Genomic DNA, 19,081 nt, shown 5'->3' with positions numbered 1-19,081 from the left:
CTGACAACCTAAGGAACCGGGCTAACGGCAGGCTTGGTGCCGGAAGGCTGCTCAACAGATGGAAACGCGGCGGGGGTCTGCCAGACGATCCGCAGGCGGTTGGGAGCAATCCACTGATCCTGCTCCCGGATGAGGCGCTGCTCTCCGTCGACGCTGAAGAGCTGATCGAAACGTTCGCGAGCCCGGTGCAGTTTGGCCTTCTCGATATCAAGAACAGCGGCCAGTTCGCCCTGGCGTTCCATGCGGTCCTGGTAGGCCGCGGCCAGCCGCACCAAGCTGACTCCGACCACCGACACCAGACCGATCTTCACCACCAGACCGATCACGCTGCAGAGCGACTCCTTCTGCTCCTCACTCAGGCCGGGGGCCGGCAGGGTGGTGACACCGGCACCGGACAGGCGGACAAGGTCGGCATCGGCAGGATCAACCGCCCGCAACGGACGGGCCTGAGCCCTAGGGCGCGCCCCGGAATCGGCACGGCGCGGCTGCGGGGACGAAGGGGAACGACGGGGGACAGGCACGGGCATCGGGCCCTCAGGGCCGCTGTCGAACTGACTTGCTTGTAGCAGGCGGAGGAAGGGCTGCCAATCCCCCGCCCCGGTTCAGCGCCGAATCAGGCCTTGTACAGGCTGAAGCAGAGACGGACGGCCAGCACGCCGGCGTGGGCGGCCACCACCAAAGCGATCAGGATTTCGGCCTGGTTCAGGGTTGAAACCATGGTTGGGGGAGCATGAACGGAATCGGCACCATTCTTTGCCGCCGGCTCGCTACGGTCCAGCCTTCTTCGCCGCGCTGTCACAGCTCTTGATGGCCACCCCACCCGCCCCTGATGACTGGCTCGTGCGGATCCCGACCGAAAGCCTCCGCCGCCTCGACCTCAGCCCCCTGGAACCCTGGCGCCAGCGCAGCCCGGCCGAGCTGCTGGCCGGCACAGGCCAGCTCCGCCTCGCCTATGACTGGCCCCGCCCCGACGACGACCCCCGGGAACTCTCAGAAATCCCCGAGTTGCGTCTCTGGAGCCTCCGCGCCGATGCCCTCTGCCCCTGGCTGACGCTGCTGCTCGACCGCAGGGACGGCGACCTGATCCGCCATGTGGCGATGCTGCTGCCCCATGGCTTCAGCCGCAACGAGGGGCTCCGCTTCGCGCCGGAGAGCCTCGACCTGTGGATCACCCATCGCCTCTTCCTGCTGGATGACTGGGCCGGTGCCGCCGGTCTGCACTGCCGTCAGAGCCTGAGCCAGATGGCCGCCGTGCTCGGGTTCGAGCTAGATCCAGGCTTCTGGCAGTCGCTTCCCTCCCCCCGAGGGGAGAACAATGAGATCTGAAATCTGAGGTCTTAGATCTGAGGAAACAAGGATCTGAGGAAAGAAAGATCTGAGGAAAGAAGCCTGCGGGCTCGATTCAGCCGGCCAGCAGCAGCATCAGGGCGCGGCGGCTGCTGTCGATCGCCAGCAGCAGGGCCAGGCCACGCAGCATCCAGGCCAGAGAGCTCTCGCTGAAACGGTTCAACTGGCCCGCCGACCACTGGGCCGCCAGGGCTGCCGTTCCCCCCAGAAGCAGGGCGAGCAGAAGCTGACCGCGGCCGTCCTGCAGGAACGCCACCGAGGCCGCACTGGATGACACCAGCACCCCCAGGGTGCTGAACCGGATCGCCAGACGGATCGGCACCTGCAGAGCTTTCACCATCAGCGGCACCATGATCAGGCCGCCCCCCACGCCCAGCAGGCCACCGGCCAGACCGGCGACGCCGCCCACAGAGGCCAGACCGGCCAACGGCAGAGGGCGAGAGTCATGGGGTGCTGATGCATCCTTCGGCTCAATCGTGATCGCCAGCAGCACGTACATCAGCGCCTGAAGGCCGAGCAGCATCCAGCCCTCCAGTCCCTGACCCAGACGGCTGAACAGGGCGGCGCTGATCGCAGCGCCGGCAGCAATGGCGACGCCACCGCTGCGGGGCAGCTGACCACTGCGCAGATGGGTCCAGGTGCCCGCCAGGGTGGTGGGAACGATTGCCAGGCTGCTGGTGGCGAGAGCCTGATGGGGCTCAAGGCCGATCAGCAGCAGAATCGGAGAAAAGATCAGCCCACCGCCGATGCCCAGAAGGCCGGAGAGCAGCCCGGCCAACAGACCCAGGGGCACCAGCGCCAGCAGGGTCCAGGACATCGGCGCGGCAACCTGAGGCGATGGACGGGCCCCAGCATCCTCCACAAGGCAGCAGCGCGGCCCAGACCTGGCGCCTGCTGCCGGACTCGGTGCTCTCAGGCGCCTGGCAGATGGCGATCGATGACTGGATGCTCGATCAGGGCCAACCGGCCCTGCGTCTCTACCGGTGGAGCCGCCCCACCCTGTCGCTGGGCTATCACCAGCGGCGCCTGCCGCCCCACTGGCGGGCCCTGGCGGCGGACGGCGTGATCGACCTGGTCCGCCGGCCCAGTGGCGGCCGGGCGGTACTGCATGGCTGCGGCGATCTCACCTACGCCCTGATCTGGCCCGATCCCCCCGGCCAGCGCCTGGAGGCCTATCGCCTGGCCTGCCGCTGGCTACAGCACGCCTTCGCCGCCCTGGAGCTGCCGCTCCACTTCGGCAACGAGCCGAGCGGCGCCCAGGGGGCTGGCGCACCGAACTGCTTCGCCAGCGCCACCGCGGCGGACCTGGTGGACGCCGCTGGCATCAAACGGATCGGCAGCGCCCAGCTCTGGCGCCGCGGCCGGCTGCTGCAACACGGCGCGATCCTGTTGACGCCGGAGCCGGAGCTGTGGCGGCGGATCTTCCAGGAACCCTCACCGCCACCACCGGCGGGACCGCTCAGGAGCGCCCTGGGCCTGGAGGATCCCCACCATCCCCTCCGGCACCAACTGCTGTCCGCCGCCCAGACAGCCCTGCCGGGCGCTCCGGCCGTGCTACGACCCCAGCCCCTGACTGCCTCCGAATGGAACGCTGTGGAGGGGCGGCTACAGCGCTAAAGGGAAGGGCTGACACTCACTTCACCGGAGGCCACCATCGAGCGCGCCACCTGACCGAGGGCCAGACCGAGGGGATAGGTGCTCTGGCGCCGAGCCACCTCAAGCATGGGTGCCGGCAGCTTCACCCCCAACCGCCCCAGCACGGCCTCACTCAGTTCGGGCCGCTCCAGGGTGCCGCTGGGCAGCCCGGCGGGACTCAGCACCAACAGGCGGGGCTCCGGACCATCCTCCAGGCGCAGGGCCGCCTGCCACAGCGCATCACCCTCACCGATCGAGGGCAACGAGGCCAGCGGCTTGAGGTGATCCCCGATGCGCTCGCTGTCCCAGCGCTGCACCGGCAGGGCCTGCAGGGGGTCGTCATCAATCACACCGCACCAGCGCCCCCGATCGCAGACCAGCACCCAGTCGCTCGGCCCCTTGTCCTGGCTGAGGCGCAACTGGCTCAGCTGACGCAGCGTGTCGGACGACTCCAGCACCCGGAAACGACGCTGGGCCGCATCCCGCACCCGCAGATCCTTGAGCGCCTGCTGCAGGGCGAGCATCTGCCGCTGGTTGCGGGCAGCCCCCAGGCCAAACCAGCCGAGCAGGATCAGCCAGGCTCCGGTGATGCCACCGCCGCGCAGCAGCAGCACCGTGCCCAGACCCACGGCGAGGAAGGAGAGGAAACGGCCGGAGGCCATCGCCACCTCCACACCGCGGCGCTGGCTGCCGGTGGCCTGCCAGACCAGCGCCTTGAGGATCAGTCCTCCATCCAGGGGCAGGCCGGGCAACAGGTTGAACAACGCCAGCACCAGGTTGAGGGTGCCGAGCTCCTGCACCATCTCCCCGAGCAGGGGGGCGAGATGGGCGGCTCCGTGCTGAAGGGAGAGCAAGCTGACGCCAAGGACCAGGCTGACGGCCGGGCCCGCCGCCGCCACCAGCAGGGCACCGCGGGCTGTGGAACACTCCCGCTCGACGCTGGCCACCCCGCCGAGCAGGAACAGGGTGATCGCATTCACCCGCACCCCCTGATTGAGGGCCACCAGGGCATGACCGAGCTCGTGCAACAGCACCGAGACGAACAGGAGCACGGCCGTGAGCAAGCCCACGGACCAGGTGGCAAGACTTCCCCCCGTCTCCCCGGAGGCCATGGCGTAGTGCTGCTGGAACGCCAGCGTGGCCACTATCAGGATCACGAACCAGCTGGGGTGGATCCGCAGCGGAATGCCGCGGATCCGCAGGATTTGCCAGCCGTTGCTCAAGCCTTCACCCACAGCCGCCGCGTTCAAGAGCCTCAGGCCGGGCCCAAGGAAGGTCGAGGACAATCCTAGAAAGGCCCCAGCACCGCCCGCCCCGAATGGCCCGCCCCCAGCTCAAGATCTGCGGCCTGCGTCAGCCGGACCAGGCCGCAGCGGTGGCGGCCCTGGGCGTCGACGCGATCGGTGTGATCGCCGTGGAGCGTTCGCCCCGCTTTCTGGCGGCCGAGCGACGTCCGGCGCTGTTCGCTGCCATGCAGACCGCCAACCCAGCCTGCCTGGGCGTGCTGGTGGTGGCCGATCCCGGCGACGACCGTCTGGGGGAACTGGGCCAGGGCGGTCACAGCGTGGTGCAACTGCACGGCAGTGAGTCGGTGGCTCGCTGCAGCGACCTGCGTCGTCGGCTGGGCACGGGCGTTCAGCTCTGGAAAGCCCTGCGGATCGCTTCAGCAGACGACCTGGCGAAGGCACAGGCCTACGCCGAGGTGGTGGACGCCCTGCTGCTCGATGCCTGGGTGGAGGGACAACTGGGCGGCACGGGCCGCGCCATCCCGCTGCAGTGGCTTCAGGAGTTCCGCCCGTCCCTGCCCTGGTGGTTGGCCGGCGGCATCGGGCCGGAGAGCGTCAGCGCGGTGCTGGAGACGCTCAGCCCCGATGGCCTCGATGCTTCCAGCCGTGTGGAACTCAGCCCCGGAGACAAGGATCTCGGCCGGGTTGCGGCCCTGGTGCGGCTGGTGAAGGGCGATCGGCCCAGGCCAGTCGGCACCTAAAGCCGCCGCAGCGATCGGCTGACGAATCGCCGCCGCGGCGGCAGGATCAGGACTCCCGCCGGTTGCCGCCGCCCGTGCCGATCCCCCACTCTTTCGCGTTTCAGGCCCGCCCTGCCAGGGCCATGGGCCTGTGGCAGCTTGCCGGCGTGCGTCAGCTTGCTGGCCTGATCCTGGCCACGGCCCTGCCCTTGGTCGGCCCGGCAGCGCTGCGAGCCCAGGATCTTGTCGGCTGCCAGCTTGTCGAGGGCGCCCTGCAGTGCGTGCCGGGGGTCACGGGCACACCGCAACAGCAGATCCGGATCCTGCGGGGCGAGATCGGGGCAGACCAGCAGCTGGAGGGGGCTGTGGAGCAGCAGATCGATGGGCTGCGACGTCTGCAACTCCAGGGAGAGGCTCGGGTGGGCTCGCTGCTGCAGGCCACGATCGTGGCGGATGGCCAAGCAGCCCTGGCCGCCAGCCAATACCACTGGTACCGGCATGCGCCAGGCCGCAATCACTGGGAGCTGATCACTGAAGCGTCAGGCCCCAGCTACCAGCCCACCACCAACGATCTGGCCTATGAGGTGATGGTGGTGGTGGTGAGCGAGACACCGAACGGAACCAAGCGACTGGCCTCAGCACCCGTGGGACCGATCGGGATGGCCAGACCTTCCATCACCCCCTGAACCAGCCAGGAGAGCAACGAACGGGCAAACGATCAAGCAGCGGTCATTTTTTACTGACAACAGTTTTTACTGACCACAGTCTTCAGGATTACTGAGGACAGTGACCTTCTCTTCCGAACGGCTGCTTCCGAAACCAAACGGCTGCTTCCGAAACCGTCCTGTACACAACCCGAATCAATCTCAGGTGGAGAGAACGGCTTCCTGCTGCTTCACGAGTTCGAAGAACTCCTGCTTGAGGCTGGGGTCGAGGCGGAAATCGCCACGCACCACGGAATTGACCATGCTGGTCTGGGGTTCCTTGACGCCGCGCCACTTCATGCAATAGTGCTGCGCCTTCACCAGAATCGCCAATCCCTGGGGCTCACAGAGCCGCTCAATCTCATCGGCCAGAATCATCACGGCCTCTTCCTGGATATGGGGACGGGAGAAGACCCAGTCAGCGACCCGCGAGAATTTGGAGAGTCCGATCACGCGATCACCCGGCTTGATCCCAATCCAGCAATTGCCCAGGATGGGCACGAGGTGGTGCGAGCAGGCCGAACGGACGGAGATGGGGCCAACCGTATAAATCTCATCCAGCTTCTTCACATTGGGGAAGCTGGCAATCTTGGGCTGATCGTGGTAGCGCCCTTTGAAGACTTCGTGCAGATACATGCGGGCGACCCGCTCGGCTGTCTCTTCGGTGTTGTGATCATTCTCGATGTCAATCACCAGGCTGCGCAGCAGATCGCGCACCTTGCCTGCAACCTCGATCTCGAGCTGATCGAGTTCACCCTCGCAGAGATAGGCGGAGATGTTGTCGTTTGCGAGGAAGGAGACACCCGCCTCACGCAGCCGCTCGCGGATACGGTGGCTCGCCGGCAGGGGAGCAGCCTCGGGCGTTGCCATGGCACCGGTCGGGAAGCGGGAGGGGAGGGTGGAGGTCATGAAGGAGGGTTAGAGAGCGCCGGCGGCCGGCATGAGCGTGAGGTCTTCAACCACCTGGGTGGCGGGTTGCTGAGCCAGAAACAGCAGTGCATCGGCCGCTTGCTCAGGATCAAGCATGGCACGCCGGTCAAAGTCACTGTGGACGGTTTCGCTATCCCACAGACTCGAATTGACCGCGCCCAGAGTGAGCGTGCTGACTCGAATGCCGTGGGCGCGTTCTTCGGCAGCCAGACAACGGCTGAACGAAACCAGTGCCGCCTTGCTGGCGCAGTAGGCGCCCCATTCCGGGAAGGCCTGATGGGCGGCATGGCTGCTCACATTGATGATGTGACCACCGCCGGCGGCACGCAGGTGGGGCAGCACGGCCTGACACACCTGAAAAACGCTGGTGACGTTGAGCTGGAACAGCCACTGCCACTGCGGCAGCGGCATCGAGGCCAGGGCGCCGGTGTAGGCAACGCCGGCGTTGTTGATCACCAGCTGCGGCAGAAGCCCACGGCTGCAGAGCTGATCTACCCCGACGGGGATGGCCGTGGCATCCGCCAAGTCGATGGCGGCAACCTCAACGGTTCGACCCAGGGGACGGAGTTCGTCGGCCAGGGTCTCAAGGTCCGGCAGGGAGCGTGCCAGCAGGAGCAGGTCGTAGCCGTTGGCCGCCAGCTTGCGGGCAGCCGCTGCGCCGATCCCTCTGGAGGCACCCGTGATCAGAGCAGCAACCAAGGTGCTTGCGCGTTCATTCAGACCCTAAACAGGGGCGACGACCTCTGGGGTAGGGGAAGCCGCCTCATACCGACCCATGGCCCGGTACTTGGCGTAACGCTGCTCCAGCAGGTCGTGCTCAGACAGGCTGGACAGCTCATCGAGCGACTCCAGCAGGGCGCCCTTGAGCGTGGCGGCCGCCTGCAGGGGAGCCCAGTGGTTCCCACCCGAGGGCTCCTGCAGAACCCGATCGATGATGTCAAGGCGCAGCAGGTCGGGCCCCGTGATCTTGAGGGCCTCAGCCGCCGCCGGTGCCTTGGCGGCATCGCGCCAGAGAATCGAGGCACAGGCCTCGGGACTGGCCACCGTGTAGACGCTGTGCTCGAACATCAGCAGCCGATCCGCCACCCCGATGCCCAGGGCTCCTCCGGAGCCCCCTTCACCAATCACGGTGGCCACGATCGGCACCCGCAGGCGGAACATCTCGCGCAGGTTCACCGCAATCGCCTCGCCCTGACCCTGCTCCTCGGCCAGCACACCGGCATAGGCCCCGGGCGTGTCAATGAAGCAGAGGATCGGCAAACGAAAGCGATCGGCGTGCTCCATCAGCCGCATCGCCTTGCGATACCCACCCGGCGAGGCCATGCCGAAGTTGCGTGCCACGTTCTCCTTGGTGTCCCGCCCCTTCTGGTGGCCGATCAGCAGCACGGCCCGATCGCCGATGCGACCCACCCCGCCCACGAGGGCCTTGTCGTCGGAGCCCCGCCGATCGCCATGGAGCTCAATCCATTCGTCGGTGATCAGCTGGATGTAATCGAGGCTGCTGGGCCGCTGGGGATGGCGCGCCACCTGGATCTTCTGGGCCGGAGTGAGCGCCAGAAAGATCTCCTCGCGGCGGCGGGTGGCCAGCGTTTCCAGCTGCAGCAGCTGCTGGCTCACATCCACCTCGGAATCCCGCGCCAACTGGCGGATCTGCTCGATCTGTTCCTCGAGCTCCACCAGGGGTTTTTCGAAGTCCAGCAGGGCGCGGCGGGCCATGGCGATCGGAGGGGAGGAGAAGGAAGTCAGGCCGAAGCCAGAGCTGGGGCGGCGGTGGGGTCAGCGGATTCGGGGCCCAGATCCGAGTCCAAGGCGAGGGCAGTAAAGCCATGGCGCAGGGAAGCGGCGCCAATCAGGTCCATGGCCTCGAGGGTGATGTTGTTGCGACCCCAGCTGAAGTTCGTATGGATGTCTTCGAAATCGAGCAGCATCGCCTCAGCGAAACAGGCGAACATCTGACGCTGGGGTCTGGCCATCTCGGCCACTTCCATCATCTGCCAACCGATGTCCTGCCAGAACTCGACGATGCCGCCCTTGAGCACATGCACCCCCTCAGCCGCCGCGCGACTGTCGAGGTTCTTGGGATAGCCGCCATCGATCATCAGGCAGGGCTTGCGCAGGGTTGCCGTATCGATCTGCAGGCTCTGGGGCAGGCTCGCCACCCACACCACCACGTCGGCTTCGCTCAGGGCCTGTTCCAGCGGCAGAATCCGGCCGCTGCCGAGGCTCTCCTGGAGATCCACCAACGGCTGGGGCCGCCGTGCCACCAGCAGCAACTCACCCACACCACGGCGTTGCAACCAGCGGCAGACCGCACTGCCGATGTCGCCACTCGCACCCACCACCGCCACCTTGGCGGTGGCCAGATCAATGCCCAGCCGCGGAGCGTTGATCTCCACCTGCCGGCAGATCACCCAGGCCGTATGGGTGTTGCCGGTGGTGAAGCGCTGCCAATCGAGCTGCACCGCACTGACCCGCTCTTCCCGCAGCAGATTGAGATCTTCGAAAATGATCGACGTGAAGCCCCCCAGGGCGGTGATATCGATGCCACGTTTCTGGGCCAGTTCCATGGCCTTGAGCACCTTGCGCTTCGCCGTCTTGAAACGGCGCAGCATCTCCGGAACAAACACCGAATCGATGTAGGCGCCTCGGATCGTCTTGCCGGTGGCACTGGTGACCGTCACCTCCTCCACCAGCTGAGGAGGAGCGGCGCACCACATGTCGAGGTCGCCATCGGCGTACTCGTCGTAGCCCAGGGACCTGGCCTTGATTCTGGCCTCCTCAAAACTGGTGGAGTGACCGATCAGGCCGAACATCAGGTCTTCCGTCGCTACTAGGACAAAGGCGCGCCCCCAGGACGCGCGCCACATCTTGCCATGGGCATTCTCAAGGCCCGGAGCCTGGACCCAGCCTCAGCCCACCAGGGCCGCTGCGGCGAGTTTGGCGATCTCACGCCCAGTGAAACCGATATCCAGGAGGGCCTCCTGGTAGGAGCTGAGGAAATCGGCCATCAGATCTTCCTTTTCCATCTGCAGAACGGCAGCATCGCCGGCCACCTGTTCGAGCATCTTGCGCACCAGGGGCAGATTCTCGCGGTTGGCCTGCTCGAGCTCCTGGCGGGAGGCTTCAAGATTGGCCTTAAGCCACTCCTGACCGTAATTGAGGTGGGTGTACTCGTCTTTGACCACACCTTCGGTGATTTTGCGCGCGAACGGATCGGCCACCGGTATATAGATGTGATAGGCCGAGATCGCAAAGGCTTCGATCAGAATGGCCTGGATCAGCAGGCAGGTGACCACCTTGCCTTCGGCCAGTGCCGCCTGGAAGTTGCCATGCAGCGGCGCAAAGAAATCCTTGGCGAAGGGCATGTCGGCCGTGACACCGAGATTGTTGGCACAGGCGGTGAAGCCCTTCATATGCTTCAGTTCCATCCGGGCCAGGCGAGACAACTCCTCGGCCTGATCGGGCAACAGGCTGCCGAGCGAAATGTAGTTGTCGTGGGCTTCCTGCTCACCCTCGATCACAATCGCATTGATGCGGCTGTAAGCATCTTTGTAGCTGGAACTCTGGAAATCAGGCAGGCCGCCCTCTGCCGCCGTTGTGGGCGCAAGCTCGGGGGCAGCAGACTCAACGGCACTGGGAACTGGGGACATGGCGACCTCGCTTTCGACTTAGGGATGCTGGCCTGGACTGTAGTCACCCCCTGGGCTTGCGGGGGGCCAGTCACTGGCCAGCAGGGCCTCAAAGCGGCTCCGCCAGCCGGCCACCAAGCGCTCGAACAACGCCTGGCCCAGCTCGCCGCTGGCCTCGCCGGGATCGCCGATCACACCGGACTGGCTCAGATCGCGAGTGAGCCAGGCCGAAGGGGCGGCCCCCTCCAGGCTCCAGCCCGGGGGAGGCACCTGGGACGGCAGACCGTCAGCAGGCGGCAGCGGCCCCACCAGGGAGGGGGCCAGATGCAGCATCAGGCTGGTTTCAGCCAGGGCGGCATGCAGCCCCTGGGACCGTTCCGGTTCCGGGATCAGGTCAGCGATGCCCTCCGGCCCGCTCCAGAGGAAACAGGGCAACACCGCCAGGGCCGGATGGGCGGCCCGCAGCTGCCGGGCCGCCACCTGCAGCAGGGCGATCTGCCCGCCATGGCCGTTGAACAGCACCAGCCGGCGGAAGCCCGCCGCCGCCAGATCGCGGCCCACAGCCAGGACCACGGCGATCAGGGTTTCCGCATCGAGGCTGAGGGTGCCGGCAAAGCCCTGATGCTCCGGCGAAAAGCCGATCGCCTGCACCGGCAAGCGCCACAGGGGCCAGGTGGGCTCGGCAGCGCCCTGGCAAGCCCAACCCTCCAGCACCGCCTCCAGCACCCGCTCGGCGAAGAGGGCATCGGTGCCCAGAGGCAGATGGGGGCCATGCTGCTCGATCGCGCCGAAGGGCCAGACCACGGTGCTGCCAGGTCGGGATGCCGCTGCCCGCAGGGCCGGCCAGCTCAGTCGCTCCAGGCGTCGCTCCATCGGATTGAGGCAGGGTGCCTACAGTGTGTGGCTCCCGCAAGCACTGTGGACATGGCCGGAACCGGCAGCCCCTCGCCGCGCACGCCCTCCCAGCGCCCCGTACCGCCGGGAGCGTCCAGGCCCCAGGCAGCCGCACCGGTGCGCAAGCTGCCCCAGGTGTTGATGCTCAAGAAGGAGGAGCCAGCCGCCCCAGACGCTGTTGCGCAGCAGGCTGCTGCTCCGCTGGCACCGCCGATCCGGAGCGATGCCACCACGGCCCAGCCGGCGGCCCCGACCCAGCAGCGGCCCGCCCGCAGCGACGACGACCTGTTCGGCATGGGTGAGCTTGAGGGGCTCAGCATGGCCGATCTGCTGGGGCCCGACTCCAGCCAGCGCCGCCGCCAGAGCGGCGGTTCCGGCTCTGCCCGCGCCATCGGCCAGGGACGGCCAGGCTCCGACGCCAGTGGCGATCGGCCCGCTCAGCCCAGCCGCACGGTTGACGATTTCGACTTCGACGAGGAGGCCTTCCTCGCCGCCCTCGACGAGAACGAGCCCGTCGGCACGACGGGTGAGGTGGTGCGTGGCGTGGTGATCGCCCTGGAGAGCGATGGGGTCTATGTGGACATCGGCGGCAAGGCGCCGGGCTTCATGCCCAAGAAGGAATGCGGCCTCGGGGTGATCACCAACCTCAAGGAGCGCTTCCCCAAGGGGGTGCAGGTGGAGGTGCTGGTCACCCGCGAGCAGAACGCCGACGGCATGGTGACCGTGAGCGCCCGCGCCCTGGCCCTGCGCCAGAGCTGGGAGAAGGTGCGCCAGCTCGAGAAGGATGGCCAGGTGGTCCAGGTGAAGGTGAACGGCTTCAACCGTGGTGGCGTCACCTGCGATCTGGAGGGCCTGCGGGGCTTCATTCCCCGCTCCCAGCTCAACGAAGGCGAAAACCACGAAGCTCTGGTGGGCAAGACCATCGGCGCCACGTTCCTGGAGGTCAACCCCGAGACCCGCAAACTGGTGCTCTCCGAGAAGAAGGCCGCTTCCGCCGCCAGGTTCGCCGCCCTGGAGATCGGCCAGCTGGTGGAGGGTCAGGTGGTGGCGGTCAAGCCCTATGGCCTGTTCGTGGATCTCGGTGGCGTCAGCGGCCTGCTGCACCACTCCTCCATCACCGGCGGCCACATGCGCGACTTGCGCGAGGTGTTTGATCAGGGCGATCGGGTCAAGGCCCTGATCACCGACCTGGATCCGGGCCGCGGACGGATCGCCCTGAACACCGCCCTGCTGGAAGGCCAGCCCGGTGAGCTGCTGATTGAAAAGGAGAAGGTGATGGCCGAAGCCACAGACCGCGCCAACCGGGCTCGCTCCGTGCTGCGCCAGCAGGAGCAGAACGCCGGATGAGCGGATCCACCGCCTCTGCCCAGCCCGCGGCATCACCCCAGCCCGCAGCGCCGATCGAGACCGCCCGATCCGCCCCGGACTGGGAGCTGGACTTTTATTCCCGTCCGATCCTCGAAGCCGACGGCAAGAAACGCTGGGAGCTGCTGATCTGTGCCACGCCTGAAGCGACCGACACCGGTCTGCCCTTCCGCTGGCATTGCACCTGTCCTTCCAGCAGTGTCAACTCGATCTGGCTGAAACAGGCCATCGAAGAGGCTCTGGCCGCAGCCACCGACCAAGGTCTGGATCCGCCGCGTCGCCTGCGCTGCTGGCGTGCCTCGATGCGCACGATGGTGCAGCGAGCTGCTGAGGGCCTGGGGGTGGAACTGGTGCCGAGCCGCCGCTGTTATGCCCTGGTGGAATGGCTGCAGGAGCGTCAGGCCACCGTGTATCCCGCCGAGGAGGGCTACATGGCCGGCCCCCTGGCACCACCGCCGGCACCGATCCAGCCGGTGGCCATTCCCCTGCCGGAGGCGGCCCGAGGCGACAGCTGGAGCTGGGCCAGCCTGCCGGCAGCAGCCATCGCCGAGGCTGCGGGCTGGGAGATCGATTTTGCCGGGCTGATCCGCAGCCCCGACAACCTGGCAGGCGACACCCCGATCCCCGGTCTGCGTCTGTTCAGCCGCCATCGCTCCCTGGCCCTGGCCGCCTGGTTCGCTGGGCTGGAGCCGGTCCGGCTCGAGATCAGCGGCGATCAGCTGGTGCTGGAGGCGGGCCTGGAGGATCGCTGGTTGCTGGCCCGGCTGCCGGCCGAGGAAGCCAGAGCGTCTGCCGCCGCTTTCGCCGCCGCCCGTGAGCGGGCGGGCGGGCTTCAGTTCCTGGCCGTCCAGAGCAGTGAGACCGAACCGCGCTTTCAGGGTTTCTGGCTGCTGCGGGATCTTCCGGACGCCTGAGGCGTCGCTTTGCCATGGCCGAGCACGTTCCGCCCCCGTTCCAGCGCCCCGATGCGGGCTTCAACAACCTGGCCGGCTGGACCTGGGTGGGGTGTTATGGCGGCTACTACCTGCAGGCCGATCTGCTCGACGGCTTTGAGCACGGCTTCTTCACCCGCCAGTGGCAGGGCCGCGGCCCGGAGGTTCTGGCCGGCTATCTGAGCGCCGGGGTCAGCATCCATCGGACCCGCCAGGTGCATGGGGCGGAGGTGGTCGCCGCCTCCGCGGCGAGGACGGATCCCTGGCCGGATGCCGATGGCCTCTGCAGCGATGCGGGTGGCCAGAGCCTCTGGGTCTGCGGCGCCGATTGCACACCGGTGTTGCTGGCCGATCCAGGCAGCGGCCGGACCGCGGCCTGCCATGCCGGCTGGCGCGGGGTGGCAGGCCGGATCGTGCCAGCGGCGATCGAGGCCCTGGAGCGCAACGGCAGCCGCCGCCAGGACCTGCTGGTGGCCCTCGGACCGGCCATCAGTGGGGCCCGGTATCAGGTGGACCAGGCCGTGGTCACGGCGGTGGCCCGCAGCCTCGAGCCGTCACCGGGGTTGGCGGACGCCAGCCTGATCGAGAGCCTGCGGCACTCCGGCGCCCTGCTGGAGGATCCCGAGCCAGGGCGCCATCGCCTCGACATCCGCGCCGCCACGGTGCGGCAACTGGAGCGGGCCGGGATCGCCAGGGAGCGAATCGCGGTCTGTCCGCTCTGCACCGCCAGCCATGTGGATCTGCTCCATTCCTGGCGCCGCGACCAGGTGAAGGCGGTGCAGTGGAGTGGCATCGTGGCGCAGGGCTGAGGTTCAGCCAGAGGCCGGCGGACCCGACAACCGGGCGAGGGCCACCGCCTCGGCCACCTGGATGCCGTCGATCGCGGCCGAGAGAATGCCGCCCGCATACCCCGCCCCTTCCCCGGCCGGATAGAGACCCGGTGTGTTGAGGCTCTCGCGGCTGACAGGATCGCGGGGAATGCGCAGCGGCGAGGAGGTACGGGTCTCGACGCCCGTGAGCAGGGCACCCGCCATCGTGTAGCCGGGCAGTCGCCGCTCAAAGGCGGGCAGGGCCTCCCGCAAGGCGTCCAGCACCACCGGCGGCAGACAGGGCTCGAGCGATCCCAGCCGCACGCCGGGCAGATAGGAGGCCGCCACCGACGGCGGGGAGGCGATGGGATCGCCAGGCCCCGTCTGCTGCGGCGCCGCACGGCTGGTCTGCCCCGCCAGGAAATCCCCCACCCACTGGGCCGGCGCCCGGTAGTCGCCGCCACCGGCCGTGAAGGCCCGCTCCTCCCAGTGGCGCTGGAAGGCCACCCCGGCCAGGGGATCATCGGGGCCGGTGCCATAGGGAGCCAGATCAGCCGGCTCCACGGTCACCACCAGGCCGCTGTTGGCGTTGCGTTCATTGCGCGAATGCTGGCTCATGCCATTGGTCACCACGCACCCCGGCTCGGAGGTGGCCCCCACCACCAGCCCCCCCGGACACATGCAGAAGCTGTAGACGCTGCGGCCCGTGGTGGTGGGCCCGGTGCAGTGGTGCACAAGCTTGTACTCCGCCGGCCCCAGCCGAGGATGGCCGGCAGCCTCGCCCCAGCGGGCCCGATCGATCAGGGGCTGGGGATGTTCGATCCGCAGGCCGATCGCGAAGGGCTTGGGGGCCATCGCCACCCCCTGCCGGTGCAGGGCCGTGAAGGTATCGCGGGCGCTGTGGCCCAGAGCCAGCACCACCTGATCGGCGGCGATCGTCTCGCCGCTGGCCAGCCGCACCCCCCGCACCCGCCGCTCGGCCCCCTCCAGCAGCAGCTCCTCCACCCGCGCCTCGAAGCGCACCTCACCGCCCAGTGCCTCGATCTGGGCCCGCAGGCCGCGCACCACCGTGGCCAGCTTGAAGGTGCCGATGTGGGGGTGGTGCAGCGTGAGGATCTCGGGGTTGGCGCCGGCGGCCACCAGCTCCTCAAGCACCTTGCGCACGTAAGCCTGCGGTTCACTCACCTGGCTGTAGAGCTTGCCGTCGGAAAAGGTGCCGGCTCCGCCCTCGCCGAACTGGGCATTCGACTCAGGCTCGAAGGGGCGCTGCCCCCGCCAGAAGCCGAAGGTGTCGGCCGTGCGCTGCTTCACCGGCCGACCCCGCTCGAGCAACAGCGGCCGCAGGCCCATCTGGGCCAGCAGCAGAGCTGCGAAAAAACCGCAGGGGCCGGCTCCCACCACCAGCGGGCGCGGTCCCTGCGCCGGCACCTCAGGATCTGCCACGCCGGACTCGGCCCGCTCCGGCAGCAGCGACACCACCGGGAAGCGATAGGTGGTGTCAGGAGTGGCACGCAGATGGGGATCGCCGCCAAAGCGCTGCAGCAGCCGTTGTTCGGCCCGCGCATCCAGGTCCAGGACCAGATCCAGGCTGTAGACCAGCGCAATCGCGGAGCGGCGCCGGGCATCGACGCTGCGCTTCACCAGGCGGTGCTGCAGCAGCTGGCCCGGCGGAATCCGCAGGCGCCGGCAGATCGCCAGCTGCAGGTCGGCCTCGCTGTGATCCAGCGGCAGCTTCAGCTGACTCAGGCGCAGCACGGCAGACGATCCACGGTCTTCCACCCTTGTAGGGCAGCACCACCGATCGGGCTGCAGATCGGTGGTGCTGCGCGGTGGCCGCAGCCTGGCGCTGTTGCAATGCAAAGGGCGAGTCCGGCGCCGGACCCCGATCAATGCCAGGGTGGAGATGACCATTGAGCCCAACGGCTTCAGACTCCGCCATGGGTCTCACCCACTGCCCTCTCTGCCTTGCTCTGGCGGTGCTCTCGGCCCTGCGGGGTGGCGCCCACGCCCTGCTGGTCTGGAGGCTGTGGAGGGCAGAACCGCCATCTCCCCTGCAGCTCCAGCAGGCCTGAGTTCCGGCCTTGTGCTGCGCCCCGCTGCCCCTATGCCCCTGCACGCCAGCGGTTCCGGGGCCACTGGCTGGCTGGCTGGCTGCGGCAGTTCGATGAACCCCCCGGCCCAATGCCGCGGCCGACATCACCCCGACCGACATTGAGGCGGCCTAATTCAACTTGGCCAAGTTCAACAGGGCCGAATTCAGCACTGCCCAGTTCAAAACTGCCGAAGCGGCTGGATCACCCATTGCCCTTGCGCAGGGGCTGAGGTTCCCCCAGTGCCTTCCTCCGGCTGGTTGAACGATCCCTTGGTGGCCAAGCTGGCCTCTGAGCTGCTGGGCCTCGGCGCCCTGATCCTGATGGTGTGGCTCACCCAGGGATCCCTGATCCGCCGGCTCGACGCCCCGGACAGCCGCTCCTAGGACCGCAAACTTGTGAGTCTGAGCGGCTACGCCGTGGGGATCGTCTTTTTGTCCCTGAATTTCAAGGACCGGCTGGATCGCCATCTCCTTCGGCGGCTTCTACAAACCGGGGGATCGCGTGCAGCTGGGCGGCATCAAAGGCGATGGGATCGACATCGGCATCCTGCGCACCACCTTGATGGAGCTGAGGGGATGGGTGGCCTCCGACCTCTACACCGGCCGGATCGTGCGGATCGCCAACCGCTTCGTGTTCAAGTCGCCGGTGTTCAACTATTCCGGCGACTTCCCCTTTCTCTGGGACGAGCTCCGCCTGCCCGTGAAATACGGCAGCGATCACCAGGAAGCCCGCCGATTGCTCGAGGAGGTGGGTTCCGAGGTGGACGGCGACGCCCTCACCACCTCCGCCCGCATCGCCTGGAGCGGAATGGTGCGCAAATACCTGCTGGAGAACGACACCCTTGAGCCCCAGGTAACCCTGGTGCTCACCGACAACTGGATGGAAGTCACGCTCCGCTATGTGGTGAACGTCAAGCGCCGCCGCTCCACCAAGGACCTCCTCTACACACTGCTGCTGGATGCGGTGAACCGGCCGGACGGCCGGGTTCAGATCGCCTCCACCACCGTGCAACTGGTGGAGGCACCGCCCCTGGACATCCACATCAGCCAGCCCCCGGCTGATTTGCGCCCGACCGATCAACACCCAGCTGATCAGCGCCCGACTGATCAGCGCCCGGAGGATGCTCCCGCAGCCAGCGAATCACGGCCTGGCGCAGATCTCCGGCCGGACCGATCACCTCCACCCCAGCGGCCCCCTGCCGCAGAAAGCCCAGATTCACCTCCTGGCCGGTGAGCAGAAAATCGGGCAGCACAACCCGGTAACGCCGGCCTGGATCGAGCGGCTCGCCATCGAGCCACCAGCGGCCATCCACCCCCAGGGCGGCACCATCCACCTGCAGGTAGCCGCCGCTGCCGCGATTGGTCACCCCCACCTCCAGCACCCGCTGCAGCAGGCCACCGTCGAGGTCAACGCGGCTCAGACCACCGCCGAAGGGCAGCGCCCGGATCACCTCCATCTCCCGGATCGGGCCAGGGGGAAGCACGTCATCGAGGCGGATCGCGCCGGCATTGAGAAGCGCCGCCGCACTGGCGGGATCGGCGGCGCGCATGGCTGCCGTGATCAGGCGGGTGAGGGTGGTGGAGCCGGAACGCACCGGGCCGTCGCGGCCGTCGAGCAGCACGCCACTGATGCCGATCACCCGTTCGGGCTCCAGCCCCTGGCGACGGAAGGCCGCTTCAGCCTTCTGAAGCCAGTGATCGGCCTGCCGCGCCACGGCAGGATCACTCGGCCAGCGCCCATCGACGGGCAGCAGGCTGGACTCGATCTCCAGGCAGCGGCTGACTGTGACGTAGGCCAGGGTATGGAGCCAGACCGTGCGGGCATTGGCATCCGCCTTGGCGATCGGCACTCCGGCCGGCCGGCATCCCGGAGGCGGAAGCGCCGGGGCGGCGGCGGGCCCACCAGCGGCCGTCAGCTCAGCGGCCGAACCCTGAACGGCAGGGTTGCGGAAGCGCAGCTGCAGCAGATTCTCGTGCTCATGGCCGCCGAGGATCAGGTCAATCGGCGCCGCCGAGCTGGCCAGCTGCTGATCCTGGGCCAGGGCCTGGTGGGTGAGAGCCACAACAACATCGGCCCCCTGCTGCCGCAGCCCCTGGGCCTGGGAGGTGGCGCTGGCAACAGCATCGCTGTAGCGCACGTAGGCAGCCGGATTGCTGGGCAGGGTCACCCCCAACAGCCCCAGGCGCAGGGATGCGCCACCGGACCCACGCAGCTCGATCAGCCGTTGACGCACCACGCCGGGGAACGAGCGACCCGCCGTGTCGTTGACATTGCTGGAGATCCAGCCGAAACGAGCCTCCCGCAGACGGTCACGAAAGGGCCCCTCGGCCAGGTCGAATTCGTGGTTGCCGAAGGTGGCCTGATCCAGCCCGAGCGCATTCAGCACCGCCACCATCTGGCGACCATCAAGGCGGCGACCCTCCACCACCGCGGTGCCCACGGCCGAGGGGCTGAGGAAATCGCCCGCCAGCAGCACCAGGGTGCGGGGATTGCGGGCCCGCAACTGCCGCACCAGCCCCGCCACCTGGGCCAGGTCACCGCCGCCGCCGGGGATCGGCGTGATCTCGTAGACGTCGTTGAGCTGCACCAGCTGCAGCTCGATCCGCTCGGCCCGCGCCATCGCCGGAGCGAACACCGCCAGCAGCAGGGCGCCCATTGCCAGCAGCCCCCCGACGGCCCGCAGGCCAGCACCCGATCGCCAGGGGTGAGACGGGCGGATCTTCCCGGCATCCAGCGGCGGATTGGTCAACATGAGCAATCGCAAGAAGCTGAGGGCG

At 67.9% G+C, this 19,081-nt stretch carries 21 protein-coding genes and 1 pseudogene; 10 read left to right on the top strand and 12 right to left on the bottom strand.

Annotated elements, in window-relative coordinates:
* Positions 1–8: 8 nt before the first annotated feature.
* Positions 9–527, bottom strand: a complete 519-nt coding sequence (locus tag KQ310_RS08535) for a hypothetical protein (RefSeq protein WP_259721329.1) — start codon at positions 525–527, stop codon at positions 9–11.
* 86 nt (positions 528–613) lie between these two features.
* Positions 614–718 (bottom strand): photosystem I reaction center subunit XII, encoded by a 105-nt coding sequence (gene psaM, locus KQ310_RS08530; protein WP_197156612.1) that lies wholly within the window; start codon positions 716–718, stop codon positions 614–616.
* Positions 719–807: 89 nt separating this feature from the next.
* Between psaM and KQ310_RS08525 the strand changes: the two genes are divergently transcribed.
* Entirely contained in the window at positions 808–1,326 is a 519-nt protein-coding gene (locus KQ310_RS08525) for a CRR6 family NdhI maturation factor (RefSeq protein WP_259721328.1), read from the top strand.
* Positions 1,327–1,402: 76 nt separating this feature from the next.
* Here KQ310_RS08525 and KQ310_RS08520 read toward each other — a convergent pair whose 3' ends face one another.
* Positions 1,403–2,164, bottom strand: a complete 762-nt coding sequence (locus KQ310_RS08520; protein WP_259721327.1) for a sulfite exporter TauE/SafE family protein — start codon at positions 2,162–2,164, stop codon at positions 1,403–1,405.
* A 20-nt stretch (positions 2,165–2,184) separates the two neighbouring features.
* Here KQ310_RS08520 and KQ310_RS08515 point away from each other — a divergent pair, with 20 nt between their 5' ends.
* Positions 2,185–2,964, top strand: coding sequence for a lipoate--protein ligase family protein (locus tag KQ310_RS08515; RefSeq protein WP_259721326.1), 780 nt, complete (start codon positions 2,185–2,187; stop codon positions 2,962–2,964).
* On the opposite strand, the gene KQ310_RS08510 is transcribed toward KQ310_RS08515, so the two are convergent.
* Positions 2,961–4,205: a site-2 protease family protein gene (locus KQ310_RS08510; protein ID WP_259721325.1), complete on the bottom strand. Its 1,245-nt coding sequence runs from the start codon at positions 4,203–4,205 to the stop codon at positions 2,961–2,963. The two genes, KQ310_RS08515 and KQ310_RS08510, sit on opposite strands and share 4 nt — an antisense overlap.
* Positions 4,206–4,300: 95 nt before the next feature.
* On the opposite strand from KQ310_RS08510, the gene KQ310_RS08505 reads away from it, so the two are divergent.
* Both KQ310_RS08505 and KQ310_RS08500 read left to right on the top strand, forming a co-directional pair.
* The gene (locus tag KQ310_RS08505) at positions 4,301–4,969 is read left to right on the top strand and encodes a phosphoribosylanthranilate isomerase (RefSeq protein WP_259721324.1); all 669 of its coding nucleotides are present in this window, start codon (positions 4,301–4,303) and stop codon (positions 4,967–4,969) included.
* Positions 4,970–5,043: 74 nt separating this feature from the next.
* A complete protein-coding gene (locus KQ310_RS08500) occupies positions 5,044–5,634 on the top strand; it encodes a hypothetical protein (protein ID WP_259721323.1) in 591 nt (196 codons plus the stop codon).
* A 180-nt stretch (positions 5,635–5,814) separates the two neighbouring features.
* Here the strand turns inward: KQ310_RS08500 and folE are convergent, their stop codons facing one another.
* The 6 genes from folE to KQ310_RS08470 form a co-directional block, all read right to left on the bottom strand.
* Positions 5,815–6,561 (bottom strand): GTP cyclohydrolase I, encoded by a 747-nt coding sequence (gene folE, locus KQ310_RS08495; RefSeq protein WP_399237965.1) that lies wholly within the window; start codon positions 6,559–6,561, stop codon positions 5,815–5,817.
* 9 nt (positions 6,562–6,570) lie between these two features.
* Positions 6,571–7,281: an SDR family oxidoreductase gene (locus KQ310_RS08490; RefSeq protein ID WP_259721322.1), complete on the bottom strand. Its 711-nt coding sequence runs from the start codon at positions 7,279–7,281 to the stop codon at positions 6,571–6,573.
* A 24-nt stretch (positions 7,282–7,305) separates the two neighbouring features.
* The gene (locus tag KQ310_RS08485) at positions 7,306–8,298 is read right to left on the bottom strand and encodes an acetyl-CoA carboxylase carboxyltransferase subunit alpha (RefSeq protein WP_259721321.1); all 993 of its coding nucleotides are present in this window, start codon (positions 8,296–8,298) and stop codon (positions 7,306–7,308) included.
* 26 nt (positions 8,299–8,324) lie between these two features.
* The gene (locus KQ310_RS08480; RefSeq protein WP_259721453.1) at positions 8,325–9,395 is read right to left on the bottom strand and encodes a long-chain acyl-[acyl-carrier-protein] reductase; all 1,071 of its coding nucleotides are present in this window, start codon (positions 9,393–9,395) and stop codon (positions 8,325–8,327) included.
* A 96-nt stretch (positions 9,396–9,491) separates the two neighbouring features.
* Positions 9,492–10,232, bottom strand: coding sequence for an aldehyde oxygenase (deformylating) (locus KQ310_RS08475; RefSeq protein ID WP_259721320.1), 741 nt, complete (start codon positions 10,230–10,232; stop codon positions 9,492–9,494).
* 18 nt (positions 10,233–10,250) lie between these two features.
* Entirely contained in the window at positions 10,251–11,084 is an 834-nt protein-coding gene (locus KQ310_RS08470; protein ID WP_259721319.1) for a creatininase family protein, read from the bottom strand.
* A 51-nt stretch (positions 11,085–11,135) separates the two neighbouring features.
* Between KQ310_RS08470 and KQ310_RS08465 the strand changes: the two genes are divergently transcribed.
* Genes KQ310_RS08465 through pgeF form a run of 3 tightly spaced genes read left to right on the top strand, consistent with a single transcriptional unit; the run spans position 11,136 to position 14,211 of the window.
* On the top strand, positions 11,136–12,452 hold the full coding sequence (locus KQ310_RS08465) for a S1 RNA-binding domain-containing protein (RefSeq protein WP_259721318.1): 1,317 nt from the start codon (positions 11,136–11,138) through the stop codon (positions 12,450–12,452).
* The gene (locus KQ310_RS08460; protein ID WP_259721317.1) at positions 12,449–13,384 is read left to right on the top strand and encodes a Tab2/Atab2 family RNA-binding protein; all 936 of its coding nucleotides are present in this window, start codon (positions 12,449–12,451) and stop codon (positions 13,382–13,384) included. Before KQ310_RS08465 ends, KQ310_RS08460 begins: the two co-directional genes overlap by 4 nt.
* A gap of 14 nt (positions 13,385–13,398) precedes the next feature.
* Positions 13,399–14,211 carry a peptidoglycan editing factor PgeF gene (pgeF, locus tag KQ310_RS08455; protein WP_259721316.1) on the top strand — a complete coding sequence of 271 codons (813 nt, stop codon included), beginning with the start codon at positions 13,399–13,401 and terminating at the stop codon, positions 14,209–14,211.
* A 3-nt stretch (positions 14,212–14,214) separates the two neighbouring features.
* On the opposite strand, the gene KQ310_RS08450 is transcribed toward pgeF, so the two are convergent.
* A complete protein-coding gene (locus KQ310_RS08450) occupies positions 14,215–15,966 on the bottom strand; it encodes an NAD(P)/FAD-dependent oxidoreductase (RefSeq protein WP_259721315.1) in 1,752 nt (583 codons plus the stop codon).
* A 182-nt stretch (positions 15,967–16,148) separates the two neighbouring features.
* On the opposite strand from KQ310_RS08450, the gene KQ310_RS08445 reads away from it, so the two are divergent.
* The 3 genes and pseudogenes from KQ310_RS08445 to KQ310_RS16010 form a co-directional block, all read left to right on the top strand.
* Positions 16,149–16,283, top strand: a complete 135-nt coding sequence (locus KQ310_RS08445) for a hypothetical protein (RefSeq protein WP_259721314.1) — start codon at positions 16,149–16,151, stop codon at positions 16,281–16,283.
* Positions 16,284–16,561: 278 nt separating this feature from the next.
* On the top strand, positions 16,562–16,687 hold the full coding sequence (locus KQ310_RS08440) for a hypothetical protein (RefSeq protein ID WP_259721313.1): 126 nt from the start codon (positions 16,562–16,564) through the stop codon (positions 16,685–16,687).
* Between the two features lie 118 nt (positions 16,688–16,805).
* Positions 16,806–16,904 (top strand): annotated as a pseudogene (locus KQ310_RS16010) (mechanosensitive ion channel family protein); the annotation flags it as partial.
* Positions 16,905–17,346: 442 nt separating this feature from the next.
* Here KQ310_RS16010 and KQ310_RS08430 read toward each other — a convergent pair.
* On the bottom strand, positions 17,347–19,056 hold the full coding sequence (locus KQ310_RS08430; protein ID WP_259721312.1) for a bifunctional UDP-sugar hydrolase/5'-nucleotidase: 1,710 nt from the start codon (positions 19,054–19,056) through the stop codon (positions 17,347–17,349).
* Positions 19,057–19,081 lie beyond the last annotated feature (25 nt).

The organism is Synechococcus sp. CS-1328 (assembly GCF_025128095.1).
Taxonomy (GTDB): Bacteria; Cyanobacteriota; Cyanobacteriia; order PCC-6307; family Cyanobiaceae; genus CBW1002.
The sequence above is the reverse complement of the archived record's forward strand: the minus strand, read 5'-3'. Positions and strand labels throughout refer to the sequence as shown.